The sequence below is a fragment of the Lactobacillus sp. W8093 genome (genome assembly GCF_016100925.1).
Classification (GTDB): domain Bacteria; phylum Bacillota; class Bacilli; order Lactobacillales; family Lactobacillaceae; genus Lactobacillus; species Lactobacillus helsingborgensis.
Genome location: NZ_JACFRL010000008.1, coordinates 67,314 through 81,639, shown reverse-complemented (window position 1 = coordinate 81,639; position 14,326 = coordinate 67,314). Strand labels below are relative to the sequence as shown.

Here is a 14,326-nt window from a genome sequence, read left to right as displayed (position 1 = left end):
ATGTTTAAGAAAGAAAAAGACGCTTCTGCTAAAGAAGAAAAACAGCAAGTTTCTTCTCCTGCTTCAAGTTTTAAAGTAATTGCAAGAGAAGTTGTTAAAGACAAAGTAGCTCTAACTGCATTTATAGTGATTGTCATAATATTTCTATTTACGTTTGGTGGTTCACTATTTTTGCACTCTGATCAAGTAACTGAAACGAAAATCCTTGATGCTTATATCAGCTGGGGTACTAGCGGGCACTTTCTCGGCACTGATGATGGGGGCCGTGACATATTACAACTTCTAATTATGGGTGGTCGTAACTCAATTTTAATTGGATTGGGAGTGACCCTCGTTTGTGAAACTGTGGGTCTGATTGTAGGTCTAGTTTCTGGCTATTATGGTGGTTATATTGATGCTGTCATAATGAGAATTGTAGATTTTGTTCAAGTTTTACCAGCTATGCCTATTGAAATTGTACTGGTTACAGTTATTCCTCACTATAGCTCTGTAACTTTGGTTTGGATAATTTCAATTTTTGGTTGGACTGGAACCGCTAGATATTTTAGGGCCTTTGTCCTTTCTCAAAGAGAAAGGGACTATGTTTTAGCTTCCAAAACTTCTGGATCATCTGATATCAAGATTATGTTTCGGGAAGTTTTACCCAATATTGGTTCGATGTTAATTATTGATGTCGTTTTAACAATTGCTGGAAATATTGGTATTGAAACCACCCTATCATTTATTAATTACGGACTTCCTTCTACTGTTCCGTCTCTTGGTACATTGATCGGTTTTGCCAATGATCCGACTAACGTTGTTAGTCGGCCGTGGCTATGGGTTCCTGCTACGGTTCTGTTGCTGGCAATCTCGCTAAGTATAAATTATGTTGGTCGGGCACTGCAAAGAGCAGGTGACGCAAGACAAAGAGAAAATTAAGAGATATTCATTTTAAAAAGCATTTTTGGTTTAAACAAAAATGCTTTTTTATGTTGACAATTTTAATAAGATAATTATAATTTAATTAAATAAATGTGAAGAAGGGGGGACTCAAAGTGAAAAAAGCAGTAAAAATCGTCCTAAGTATTTCTGTTATTGCTGGGCTTGGTTTTTCTACTGTTCAGGCTGCTTTTAATGCAACCACTACAAATACAAACCAGTTTTCTAAGAAAAAACCTGGAGCTAAACCACTACCTTATATTGCACCAATAAGGTGCTAGATAATCTAAAAACCTGATGTTGTATAAACAATATCAGGTTTTATATTTTTAGTAAAATATATAAAGAGAAGAATTATCACTACTTAGTAACTTTGCTATATCTTAAGAATATGAAAACTAATTATTTAATCCGCAGTATTAATTAAGATTATCCATATTTTTGTCATTTTTCGCTTAAACATTAGCTTAAAAATAATAAATAATTATATAAATAAAAGTATTATATTGAAATTTTAATATTATGTGCTATTATTTAATAAATTTAATAATAAGTTTGTTTTACAACTTCATAAATAAATAAAAGGAGTTATGAAAATGAAAAAATCAAGAATATTTGGTTCTGTAGGATTAATCAGTGCTGCAGCATTGACTTTAGTAGCATGTGGTAAAGATAATAACAAAAGTAATAGTAATGATGCAAAGACTGCCAACAAGTTTTCTCAAACAGTGCCGAAAAAAGCAGTAAAGCAGGGTGGAACTGTAAAAATTGCGATTGAAACCGATTCACCTTTTACTGGGATTTTTAGTGATGAAATTTCCATGACGCAAATTGACGCTAATGTTGCTCGGCCAGCAGATGAATCTCTTTTTGACACAGATGATAATTATAGAATTAACGACTAAGGTCCAGCTACTTTAAGAATTAATCAAAAAGATAAAACGGTTAGGATTACAGTCAAAAAGGGCGTAAAGTGGTCTGATGGTAAGCAAGTCACTGCCAAAGATATGGAATACTCCTATGAAATTATGGCATCAAAAGCGACTAAGACAGAAAGATATACTAGTCAATTTGAATTTATCAAAGGGATGAAAGCTTTTCATGAAGGGAAAGCCAAAACAATTTCTGGAATAGAAATGCCGGATGGTGAATCTGGTAGAAAGATGGTTTTGCATTATTCGGAACTTAAGCCGGGTATGACTAACAGTGGTAATGGCTACTTTTGGGAGGCAGCTGCTCCCTATCATTATTTGAAAGATGTTCCGTTCAGTAAATTACAATCATCTGACAAAATTAGAAAAAAGCCGCTTTATTTTGGTTCTTACAAATTATCCAAATTGGTGCGAGGACAATCAGCAACTTGGACTCCCAATAAATATTATTGGAGAGGAAAACCTAAATTAGATAAGATTGTCTGTCAGGTTGTATCTACTAAGTCAGCCACACAGGCGATAAAGAGCCACAAATTCGATGTGATAGATGTCATTAATATTTACTGGAAGGATATTAAAAATACTAAAAAAGTCAATTTTGTAGCTAAGATTCCGTTAGCATATGATTATTTAGGTATAAAAGTAGGTAAATGGGATGCTAAAACAAATAAAAATGTCATGAACAAGAATTCTAAGATGGCAAACAAGTCTCTAAGACAAGCAATTGGCTATGCAATGAATGTTAAACAAGTTTCAAAGCATTATACCAATGGATTAACTTTCCACGTTCCTACATTAATTCCCGCACAATTTGGTGATTACTATAATAAAGATATTAAGGGTTATAATTATGATCTAAAAAAAGCTAGTCAAATTTTGGATAAAGCCGGTTACAAGAAAAAAGGTAAATGGCGTGTTCAACCAAATGGTAAACCACTTAAAATCAACCTTTTGGCAAAAAGCCGTACTCCTATGGATGAGCCAATTGTTCAAAACTATATTCAACAGTGGCATAAAATTGGCTTAGATGTTGAATTAGTTGGCAATAGGATGACAGAATTTAATGCTTTTTATGACAAAGTTCAACATGATGCTCCTGAAGTCGATATGTTTATTGCTGGCTGGAACTTATCAAGCGAGCCTTCACCTGCTGCATTATATGATGTTGGTGCACCATCCAACTATAGTCGCTTTGCTACACCAGAAAATACTAAACTGATGAATTCATTAGATTCTCAAAAGTCTTTTAATCATAAATATCGTGTGGAGCAATTTCACAAATGGCAACAGTACATGTTTGATGAAGCCTATGTCATACCTTTGAGCAATTCCTATGAAATTACCTCTGTTAATAGTGCATTAACCGGTTATTCTAAGAGACCATCGCAAAGTAACAGTCTCTGGTATCAAGTTGGTTATGCCTAGTAATTTGAAATGTTGTTGTGTTGACAAAAGTAGTTATAATAAAAAGTCATTAAATTATTTTTGATATACACAAATATAAAACTAATTAAAACAAGATTAATATTCAACTTGCAAATTTAATTTAACGTGTTATTATAAAATTATTAACTTGTTCCAGTTCAGAAATAATAATTTAAGAAAGTGAAGAGAATTTATGAAAAAAGGAAAGTTTCTAGGTTCTATAGGGTTATTATCTGCTGCAGCTTTAACTCTAGTAGCCTGTGGTAAGAGTAATAATAACAATAACAGTAATGAAGGAGCTAAGACAGCTAGCAAGTTCCCTGAAGCCGTGCCAAAGAAGGAAGCTAAACAAGGTGGAACAGTCAAAATTGCTTTACTAAGTAATTCCCCATTTACTGGGATTTTTTCAAATGAATTATATACGGTTTCAACAGACTACGAAGTTTCAGGACCAGGAAATGAATCTCTGTTTGATACAGACGATCAATTTCGTTTCAATGATAAAGGTCCTGCCACGATTAAGCTTGACCGTAAAAACAAAACTGTGACTATTGTCGTTAAAAAAGGCGTCAAGTGGTCTGATGGGAAGCAAGTGACAGCTAAAGATGTTGAATACCCATACGAGATTTTAGCTAATAAGGGAACTAAGTCGCAAAGATATTCAAGCCAGCTTGAGAATATTAAGGGAATGAAAGACTACCATGAAGGTAAAGCAAAGACCATTTCAGGAATTGAAATGCCTGATGGTGAAAATGGTAGAAAAGTAATCTTGCACTTTACTCAATTAAAACCTGGTATGACAAATAGCGGTAATGACTACTTCTGGGAAAGTGCAGAGCCGTATCATTACCTGAAAGATGTGCCTTTTAACAAGTTAATGGAGTCTGATAAAGTTAGAAAGAAGCCTTTGTACTTTGGACCTTATAAGTTAACTAAACTTGTTCGTGGTCAAGCGGCAACCTGGACACCAAATAAATATTATTGGCGTGGTAAACCAAAACTAGATAAGATAGTATTTCAGGTAGTATCTTCTAATTCAAGTTCGCAAGCGATTAAAAGTCACAAATTTGATATTTCGAGTGTTGTAAGTTCCCAATGGACACAGGTTAAAAATACCAAAGGCGTTAACTTTGTAGCCAGAATTGGGTTAGGATATTGGTATGTTGGTTTCAAATTGGGTAAATTTGACTCGAAGACCAATAAAGTAGTGATGAACCATAAATCAAAGATGAATAATAAGGCTTTACGTCAAGCCATTGCTTATGCTATGAATGTTGATGAAGTAACTAAGCACTATACTCACGGTATATCATTCCATGTGCCAACTCTTATTCCGGCACAATTTGGTGATTACTTTAATAAGGACATTAAAGGTTACACTTATAATTTAAAAAAGGCCAACCAAATCCTAGATAAAGCTGGATACAAAAAGAAGGGCAAATGGCGTGTTCAACCAAACGGCAAACCTCTTAAAATCAAGTTTTTGGCTATGAGTGGTGGTGCCACCCAAGAGCCAATTATTCAAAACTATCTACAACAATGGCATAAAATTGGTTTAAATGTTAGTTTAGTCGGAGGAAGATTAACTGAGGGTAACTCATTCTACGATAAAGTTCATAACGATGATCCAGCAGTTGATATGTTTGAAGCTGGCTGGAACCTTTCTTCCGAGCCATCACCTCAAGGACTTTATAGCGAAGGTTCACCATTTAATTATGAGAGATTTGCGACACCTGAAAATACGAAACTACTTGAGGAAATGGATTCACAAAAAGCTTTTGACCATAAATATCGTGTGCAAAAGTTCCACGAGTGGCAGAAGTATATGTTTGATCAAGCATTTGTCATTCCAACTACGAATTCATACTCAGTGACTGCTGTTAACAAGAAGCTGACAAATTATTCATTAAAGCCTTCTGACAGCAACACCGTTTACTTTAAGTTGGGTTATGTAAAATAGTATTATTTAATTAAAAATATAGTTTATATACAATAAAAACAGATAAAATTCGCATTAAAGCATTTTATCTGTTTTTTTGTTCTCTAAAAATTTAATTATTGAACAATTAATCAAGATATCATATTACGCAAAATTAAAACTAAAAATTTTAATTTGTTTATGCTTTAGCTTAACATAGTATTGCAAATTTCATGCTAAATGCTAATATTTATATCTGTTAACTTGCTTCCAAAATACCTTTAACTTTATCAATTAAGGAGATTCGTATTATGAAAACAAGAAAAGCTTTGGCTTCTATGGGTGTTATAACAGCAGCAGTTTTGACTTTAGCTGCCTGTGGAAAAAATGAAGGCAGTAAAACCGAAAATAAGAATTCGACTAAAAAATTTGCGGTACAAACGCCTGTTAAAACTGCAAAAAAAGGTGGCACTATTAGGGTTGCTGAAGAAACAGATACGCCTTTTACCGGTATATTTAATGAAGAATTACAAATGAGTCAGACTGATGCAGATGTTTCAAGTCCTGGCCAAGAATCATTGTTTGATACAGATGATCATTATAAGATTAATGATGAAGGTCCTGCGAGGTTGAGATTGGATCGTAAAGCAAGAACCGTGACTATCGTTATCAAAAAAGGGGTTAAATGGTCAGATGGTAAACAGGTATCTGCCAAGGATATTGAGTTTGCTTATGAAATTATTGCTAATAAAGCTACAAAATCACAAAGATATTCATCTCAATTTAATATTATTAATGGTATGAAAGAATATCATGAGGGGAAAACTGATGTTATTTCTGGTATAGAAATGCCGGATGGACCTGAGGGTCGCAAAGTGGTTTTGCATTGTAAAGAGTTGAAGCCGGGAATGTATTATAGCGGTAACGGTTACATTTGGGAAGCTGCTGCCCCATACCACTATTTAAAAAATATCCCTTTTGCTAAACTTGAATCATCTTACCAAATTAGGAAAAAGCCTTTATTTTTTGGTCCATATAAGGTGCAAAAGATTGTTCAGGGCCAATCCGTAACGTGGACACCAAATAAATATTATTGGCGTGGTCAACCCAAATTAGATAAAATTATTTATCAAGTGGTTTCACCTAATTCAGCATCTCAATCAATCAAGAACCATAAATTTGATATTGCAAGAGTTGTAAATAGTCAGTGGAAAGAAGTCAAGGACACAAGTGGGGTTAATTTTGTGGCAGAAATTCCTTTAGCCTATAATTATATGGCATTTAAGGTAGGAAAATGGGATGCTAAGAAATCAAAAAATGTTATGAATCCTAATGCCAAAATGGGCGATAAGGCGCTGCGGCAAGCAATGGCCTATTCTATGAATACAGACACTGTATATAAGCATTATACCGATGGCTTGAGTTTTCAAGTACCGACTTTAGTTCCAGCTGAATTTGGTGATTATTTTAATAAAGATGTAGCTGGCTATTCATATAACCTTAAAAAGGCCAATCAAATATTAGATAAGGCAGGCTATAAGAAGAACGGTAAATGGAGAACAAAACCAAATGGTAAGCCCCTTCAAATCAATCTTTTAGCAAAATCGGGGGATTCGATTCAGCAACCTATTATGCAAAATTATATCCAACAATGGGAAAAAATTGGGTTAAACGTAAAACTTGTTGGCGGTCGTTTGACAGAATTTAATTCATTTTATGATAAAGTTCAGCATGATGCACCAGGTATAGATATTTTTATGGCAGGTTGGTCGCTTTCAAGTGAACCTTCGCAAGCGCAAATGTACAGTGCCGGAACTATGTCAAATTATTCTCGTTTTGTTACTTCTGAAAATACCAAATTGATTAAAGAAATGGATTCACAAAAATCATTTAATCATGATTACAGAGTTGCAAAATTCCATGAATGGCAAAAGTACATGATTGATGAAGCTTATGTTATTCCAACGTACAATTCTTACCAAATAGATGCCATTAATAAGGATTTAACTGGCTATTCTTTACGTCCTAGTGAAATGAACAATGGCCACCCATTATGGTATAAAGTTGTCTATGCGAAATAAACTAAGGCTTAAAAACTAATGTTGAGAAAACTATTGTTATTAGAGACAATAGTTTTCTTTTTTACTAGTAAAAACTGGTATAATCATTGTATTAAGGGGATGACAAAATGGTTAGTACTAAATTTATTAATCGTCTATATGCAAAATATAAAATTAAATTTAATAATCCAAAGTTATTAGAGGAAGCGTTTACCCATTCGTCTTATGCTAACGAACATCCAGAAGAGGGAATTCGTGATTACGAAAAACTAGAGTTTTTGGGAGACGCTGTTCTTGAGTTAGCAATTTCTGATTATCTTTACCGCAACTTCACTAGTTTAAATGAGGGTGAGTTAACCAGAATGCGTTCTAATATTGTAGATACAGAAGGCTTCGCAGAGTTTGCCCAAAAATTCGGTTTTCCAGCGGAAATTAATCTGGGTCATGGTGAGGAAAAAGCAGGTGCGCGCTCACGTAAGACACTTTTAGAAGATGTTTTTGAAGCATTTAACGGTGCGCTTTTTCTTGATCAAGGCATGGAAGCTGTCGAACATTTTTTGAGTTTGACTGTCTATCCGCTAATTGATGCGGGCAAATTTGATGCTTCACGCGATTACAAGACCGATTTACAGGAGTTCTTACAACAGGATGGCCCTGTTAAAATTGAGTATGAGGTTTTAAAAGAGGAACAAATGCCCTCAAGCTTTACGGTTCAATTGGTAGTTAATGGTAAGATAATGTCTCAAGGACAAGGGCATAATAAGAAGGCTGCGGAACAGGAAGCTGCCAAGTTTGCCTTGTCTAAACTCAATTAAGGAGATGAGTGTGTGCCACTTACAGAGTTGATAATTGACGGGTTCAAATCTTTTGCAGAAAAAACAAAGATACAATTTGATACCGGTATTACTGGTATAGTTGGTCCTAACGGTAGTGGCAAAAGTAATATCACTGAGGCAATTCGCTGGGTTATGGGTGAATCCAGCGCTAAATCATTACGGGGTTCAAATATGAAAGACGTGATATTTGCCGGCAGTGAATTTCGTAAACCCGCTAATCATGCAGAAGTTTCCCTAATTTTTGACAATAAAAAGCGTGAGCTGAACTTTAAAGATGATAAAGTAGTCGTGACCCGCCGAATTTTGCGCTCAGGAGATAACGAATACTTAATCAACAAGAGAAACGTCAGACAAAAAGATGTTCGCGCATTGTTTTTAGATTCTGGTATTTCTCAAGACAGTCTTGCTATTATATCTCAAGGTCGAGTGGACCAAATCCTCAATTCCAGACCGGAAGATCGCCGGTCATTATTTGAAGAAGCAGCAGGAGTTTTGCATTTTAAAAAACAAAAAGAAGAAGCAGCGGTTCAACTTAAGCAAACGACTGAAAATTTAATTAGGATAAACGATTTAGTTAAGGAATTGGAGCAACGAATTGAACCACTTCATGAACAAAGTTCTTTAGCTAAGGAATACCAATTTCAGAAAAAAGGTTTAGATGAGAAACTAAAAGCTTTGCTAGCTTTTGAGATACAGGACCTAGATAAGCAAAAACAAGCAGAACAGGAAAAGGCTGATCAAAACCAAGTTCTTTTGTCAAAACTTGACCGTGAAGTAAAAGAGTCTCAAAATGCTGTTACCTCTAAAAGGGAAGAGTATAAAAAATTAAATACTCAACGAGAGCAAATTCAACAAAATTTGCTGGCTTTGACAAAGAAACTTTCTGATATCAATACTAATCTGCAAGTTGTTGAGCAGAGCAAGCAATACAGTGAAGCAACCAAAAAAGAGTATCAGTCTGAACTAGAAGAACTAGAAAAACAAATTACCACTTTAAAAACAGATTGCTTATCTTTAAGAGAACAAGAAGACGATTTGCTTGAAAAGCAAAAAAGGTTGCAAGAAAAGCGAGCTGAACTTGCGCAACAGCTAAAAGATAATCCAGACGAATTAAATGCCCGTCTTGAAAAAATGAGAACTGATTACATTCAACTGTTGCAAGATCAAACTTCAAATAACAATGAAATAGTTTATCTTAAGTCTGAGTTGAAGAAAATATCGGATGGTAGCCAGTATCAAACTACAGATGTCGCCCAACAACTTGCAAATGAGACTGATGAACTAAAACGTTTAAGAGATGAAGGCAAGAGACTGAAGGAAAAATATCAGTCTGAAAAAACAGAATTAGAAGGTCTCACTAAAAAACAAACAGAAAAGCAAAAAAGTCTATCTGCTGTTAAACAAGCTTTAGAAAGTCACAAGCAGCAATACAACCAGTTAAAAGCGCGTAATGATGCTTTAGAAAATATTCGCAAACGTCATGAAGGCTACTATTATGGTGTTAAGAACGTTCTCAATAATTTGGCAGATTATCCAGGGGTAATTGGTGCCGTAGGCGAATTAATTTCTTTTCCAGCTAAGTTTGAAGCAGCTATGGCAACTGCATTAGGTAGCGGTGTGCAAGACCTAGTTACCAAAACAAAAACTGACGCCCGGGATGCAATTAATAAGCTCAAAAAACGGGGAGCAGGACGAGCAACTTTTTTACCATTAGATGGCCTTAGAGAATATACAATACCGCCTTCAACTGTCAAAATTATATCAGCTTTTGAAGGTTATCAAGGTATAGCGAGTGAATTAGTTGCCAGTATTCCAGGAGTAGATATCAACTCTGCCATTAATTATTTGCTAGGTAGTACTATAGTCGTTGATACTATTGAAAGTGCTATGACAATTAGGCAGCGCGTTGTCCGCTACCGCATAGTCACACTTGATGGTGATGTCATTTCACCAGGTGGATCCATGACTGGCGGTACTCGCAATCAAAAAAGCAATTCGCCTCTGCAGACAGTTGCTGAAATTAACAAGTTGCAGGCAGCTATTAAAGAAATATGCAGCAAAATTGCTGGTGAAGAAGAACAATTTAACAAAATAGACGCTCAAGAAAATAACCTGTTAAAAGAAATAGCACAGAAACAGGAAGAAAAACAGCAACTAAGTCGTGACTTGGGAGAAGCCGTTCTTTCTTATCAAAATCAAGAAAAAGAAGTTAACAGACTGAAAGAAGCAAACAAATTATTTGAGCATCAGGAACAAGAAAGAAATAAAGAAATTGCCTCCACCAAAGAGGCATTAGAATCAGCTACTGCCAAAAAAGCAACTTTTGAAAAGGAAATAATCACTCAAAAAGGTTTGATTGCTGATCTGCAAAATAAAATCAAGAACTTCTCCACATTAAATGAGCAAGTGCAAGATAAATTAGGTCAACTTGACCCCCAAATCGCCGTTTATGCCAATAAACTGGAAAACTTCGCTAATCAGGAAGCCGAGAAAAAACGTGAACTAGGGCGGCAGCAAAAGCAAGTTACCGTCTTAACAGAAAAATTACGCGGTCTTGAGCAAAACAGTAATCTTGATCATGAAAACAAGACCAAGTATGAAACTGAAAAAACTAAGAGTGAAACACAAAGGCAAGATTTACAAAAGCAACTGAATACATTAAGCTCAAAATTGGGTCGATTTGATGCCAAGATCAATCAGCTTGATCAGGTAGCAAGCCGTAACTATGACTTACGTAAAGATGCTGCTGCTGAACAAGAAAGATTTTCTGTGGCAATTGCACAATTTAACAGTAAAATTGACCAGCGACTCACTAGACTAAGTGAGGACTACTCGTTAACATATGAAGCTGCACTTGAGCAGGCAAAAACTACCAATAACAAAGAAAATAGGACGCAACTGGAGCGGGATGTCAAATTACATCGTATGTCCTTAGAAGATATTGGTCCAGTTAATTTGAAATCTATTGAAGAATATGAGAATGTTAAAAAACGCTATGATTTTCTCAATGGACAACAAAACGACTTGTTAAAAGGTCGGGATAATTTGGAAAAATCAATGTCAGAGTTGGACCAAGAAGTCTGCAATCGTTTTAGCAAAACATTTAATGCTGTGGCAGAGAGTTTTTCAGATTTATTTCCGGTAGTATTTGGTGGTGGCAATGCCAAACTGGTGTTAACCGCACCTGAAGATTTACTTGCAACCGGAATTGAAATTATTGCCCAACCACCAGGAAAGAAGCTGCAAAAGTTGAGCTTGCTTTCGGGTGGAGAAAGAGCTTTAACTGCCATCACGTTATTGTTTGCTATGCTTAAAGTTAAACCAGTACCATTTTGCGTACTTGATGAAGTCGAAGCAGCACTAGACGATGCCAACGTTACTCGTTTTGCCCAATTTTTGGAAAGATATGATATGCACACGCAATTCATTGTGATAACACATAGACGGGGAACAATGGAAAGAGCAGATCAGTTATACGGCGTGGTGATGCAAGAATCGGGTGTATCACAAGTATTGTCTGTTTCTTTAAAAGAATTAAAAAATGAGGTGAAATAAAATTGGGATTATTTGATAAAATTAAAAAGTCTTTATTTGGCGAAGATGAAGAAAAGAATACTGCAGAAGAAAAAAAGCAGACTGAAAAAGAGGCCTCAAAAGAAGGGCAGGATAGAGATCAAACTCCACTAGACAAAGAGACAAAAAATGGTTCAGAATTAAGTGATGATTCAGCACAAGAAGAAAAGGATGCAACTGCTACCACAAAAAGCGAAGACAGTGAGAGTGAGTCTTCATCTAGTGAATCGCGGGGTGAGAGTGAGTCAGATGCAAAAGAGGTCACGAATGAAACTGAATTATACGAAAAGGGTTTAGAAAAAACAAACCAAGGCTTTGGCGCAAGGCTAAATCGGTTTTTTGCTCAATTTCGTACAGTTGATGAAGATTTTTTTGATGATCTGGAAGAGTTACTGATAGAATCCGATGTCGGTTATGAAACAGCTGAAGAATTAACTGATGAGTTGCGAGATGAGGCAAAATTACAAAAAGCAAAATCTCGTGATGATTTGAAGAAAGTCATAGTAGAAAAATTAGTTAATCTTTATGACGAAAATGGTAATTCTGAAAACGAAAAGCTTAAAGTACATAATGATGGCAAACCTAACATCTATCTTTTTGTAGGTGTCAACGGTGCTGGTAAAACCACCACGATTGGCAAATTGGCGAAACGTTTCAAAGACCAAGGCAAATCTGTTCTCTTAGCAGCAGCTGATACTTTTAGAGCAGGAGCTGTTGAGCAACTCGAACAATGGGGCGAAAAAGTTGGTGTGCCGGTTGTTACGGGACAGCAGCAGGCTGATCCCGCTTCAGTAGTTTACGACGCAACCGATAAAGCCCTAAAAGAAAATTATGATTATTTGTTGGTGGATACTGCAGGACGCCTGCAAAATAAAAAGAATTTAATGAGTGAGCTTGAAAAAATCGAGCGTACTATTAAGAAGCAGGCACCTGCTGAACCGACAGAAACCTTATTAGTTTTGGATGGCTCAACTGGTCAAAATGCGCTTTTACAAGCTAAAGATTTTGATAAAACGACTAAACTTACTGGATTGGTCTTAACCAAGTTGGACGGCTCGTCTAAAGGGGGAGTGGTTTTAGCGATCAGAAACGAAATGAAACTACCGGTTAAATTAGTTGGTTTAGGCGAAAAACCTAGCGATCTAGCCGATTTTGATGCTGCAAACTATGCAGTGGGTCTATTTCATGATTTAATTTAATATAAAACAATTTCAAGGGGAGATATTAATGAAAGAATACAGTGCATGTACTACTATATTAGTTGGCAAAAAAGCTTCGATTGATGGTTCAACCATGATTGCTCGTAATGATGATACTTTTCGTCCCATTACACCGCAAAAGTTTATTATCAGACCTGCTGCTAAAAATGAATCTGGTCGTAAAATTAAGTCTTGGTTGAATAAGTTTGAACTAGACTTACCTGAAAATGCTCAAGCTGTTCCCGCTGTACCAAATGTTGATTACAAAAACCGTGGATATTACGATGAAAGTGGTATTAATAAAGAAAACGTGGCAATGTCATGTACTGAATCAACATACGGTAATGAACGTGCGCTTGCTTTTGATCCACTAGTAAAAGACGGTCTTGATGAGGATTGTATGCAGTCTGTTGTTTTACCTTATATTCACTCCGCCAAAAATGGTGTTGAATATTTAGGTAAGCTAATTGCCAAATATGGCTCACCAGCAGGTAATTCAGTCCTTTTTGGTGATAAGGATGAAATTTGGTACATGGAAATCGTTACCGGTCATCATTGGGTGGCACAGCGTATTCCAGATGATGCTTATGCCATAGCTGCTAACCGTGTATCAATTGAACAAGTGGACTTTGATGATTCAGACAACTTTATGTGGAGTGAAGGCATTCAAGAGTTTGTGGCGCAACATCATTTAAACGTTGATCACCAGGGTTGGAATTTCCGTCATATTTTTGGTACCTATAGTCAGCAAGATCGATTTTATAATACTAACCGCGTGTGGTATGGTCAAAAATATTTTAACCCTGAAATTGAGCAAGATCCTACTGACGGAGACTTGCCATTTATTCGTCGAGCAGCTAAGAAAATTACCAGAGAAGACATTGAATTTGTGCTTGGTAGCCATTACCAAAACACACCTTATGATCCCTTTGGCAAAGGAACAGAAGAAGAAAAACATCGTTTCCGTCCTATAGGATTGAATAGAACGCAAAATTCACATATTTTACAGATAAGAAACGATGTTGAAAGTGATAAGGCTGCAATCATGTGGTTATGTATCGGCGGACCTACATTCACACCTTTTGTGCCATTTTTTGCCAATATGAATGACACTGATCCTTCATACAACAATACTTCTATGGAATATAATCTTGATGATGCTTGGTGGTATTATAAATCTTTGGCTGTTTTAGTAGAAAGTCATTACCCACAATTCGTACAATTAGATACTGACTATTTAAATGAACTTAACCAATATTATCGCAGGCGTGTAGAAGATGTGATTGCTCAAGCTCAAGGCAAAACTGGTGCTGAATTGACTTCATATTTGACTAAGGCTAATCAAGAAACAGTGGTTTATACTCGCAAACGGTCAGAAAAATTGTGGGCACAAATGATGATTGACTCAATCAATATGTCTAAATTAACCTTTAATATGGATGAAAATCTCTAAAAAAGCTTGAAC

General features: G+C 35.8%; 8 protein-coding genes and 1 pseudogene. All 9 read left to right on the top strand.

What is annotated here, in order from left to right:
- The 9 genes and pseudogenes from H3T47_RS06825 (at nt 1) to H3T47_RS06785 (ending at nt 14,314) form a co-directional block, all read left to right on the top strand.
- Entirely contained in the window at nt 1-918 is a 918-nt protein-coding gene (locus H3T47_RS06825; RefSeq protein WP_046327256.1) for an ABC transporter permease, read from the top strand.
- A gap of 116 nt (nt 919-1,034) precedes the next feature.
- Entirely contained in the window at nt 1,035-1,199 is a 165-nt protein-coding gene (locus H3T47_RS06820; RefSeq protein WP_199282973.1) for a hypothetical protein, read from the top strand.
- 315 nt (nt 1,200-1,514) lie between these two features.
- A pseudogene (locus H3T47_RS06815) lies at nt 1,515-3,275 on the top strand (oligopeptide ABC transporter substrate-binding protein).
- A gap of 193 nt (nt 3,276-3,468) precedes the next feature.
- Complete coding sequence (locus tag H3T47_RS06810) at nt 3,469-5,235, top strand: oligopeptide ABC transporter substrate-binding protein (protein ID WP_046327255.1); 1,767 nt, start codon at nt 3,469-3,471, stop codon at nt 5,233-5,235.
- Nucleotides 5,236-5,504: 269 nt separating this feature from the next.
- A complete protein-coding gene (locus tag H3T47_RS06805) occupies nt 5,505-7,274 on the top strand; it encodes an oligopeptide ABC transporter substrate-binding protein (RefSeq protein WP_199282972.1) in 1,770 nt (589 codons plus the stop codon).
- 107 nt (nt 7,275-7,381) lie between these two features.
- Nucleotides 7,382-8,068, top strand: a complete 687-nt coding sequence (gene rnc, locus H3T47_RS06800; RefSeq protein WP_199282971.1) for a ribonuclease III — start codon at nt 7,382-7,384, stop codon at nt 8,066-8,068.
- A 12-nt stretch (nt 8,069-8,080) separates the two neighbouring features.
- Complete coding sequence (gene smc, locus H3T47_RS06795) at nt 8,081-11,644, top strand: chromosome segregation protein SMC (RefSeq protein ID WP_199282970.1); 3,564 nt, start codon at nt 8,081-8,083, stop codon at nt 11,642-11,644.
- A gap of 2 nt (nt 11,645-11,646) precedes the next feature.
- Nucleotides 11,647-12,861 (top strand): signal recognition particle-docking protein FtsY, encoded by a 1,215-nt coding sequence (gene ftsY / locus H3T47_RS06790; protein WP_038523060.1) that lies wholly within the window; start codon nt 11,647-11,649, stop codon nt 12,859-12,861.
- Nucleotides 12,862-12,889: 28 nt separating this feature from the next.
- The gene (locus H3T47_RS06785) at nt 12,890-14,314 is read left to right on the top strand and encodes a C69 family dipeptidase (protein WP_199282969.1); all 1,425 of its coding nucleotides are present in this window, start codon (nt 12,890-12,892) and stop codon (nt 14,312-14,314) included.
- The last annotated feature ends 12 nt before the right edge of the window (nt 14,315-14,326 follow it).

What these genes read in the sequence shown, in the direction of transcription:
- H3T47_RS06825 (WP_046327256.1), top strand. Translation starts at nt 1, where the DNA reads ATGTTTAAGAAAGAAAAAGACGCTTCTGCTAAAGAAGAAAAACAGCAA.
- H3T47_RS06810 (WP_046327255.1), top strand. Translation starts at nt 3,469, where the DNA reads ATGAAAAAAGGAAAGTTTCTAGGTTCTATAGGGTTATTATCTGCTGCA.
- H3T47_RS06805 (WP_199282972.1), top strand. Translation starts at nt 5,505, where the DNA reads ATGAAAACAAGAAAAGCTTTGGCTTCTATGGGTGTTATAACAGCAGCA.
- rnc (WP_199282971.1), top strand. Translation starts at nt 7,382, where the DNA reads ATGGTTAGTACTAAATTTATTAATCGTCTATATGCAAAATATAAAATT.
- H3T47_RS06785 (WP_199282969.1), top strand. Translation starts at nt 12,890, where the DNA reads ATGAAAGAATACAGTGCATGTACTACTATATTAGTTGGCAAAAAAGCT.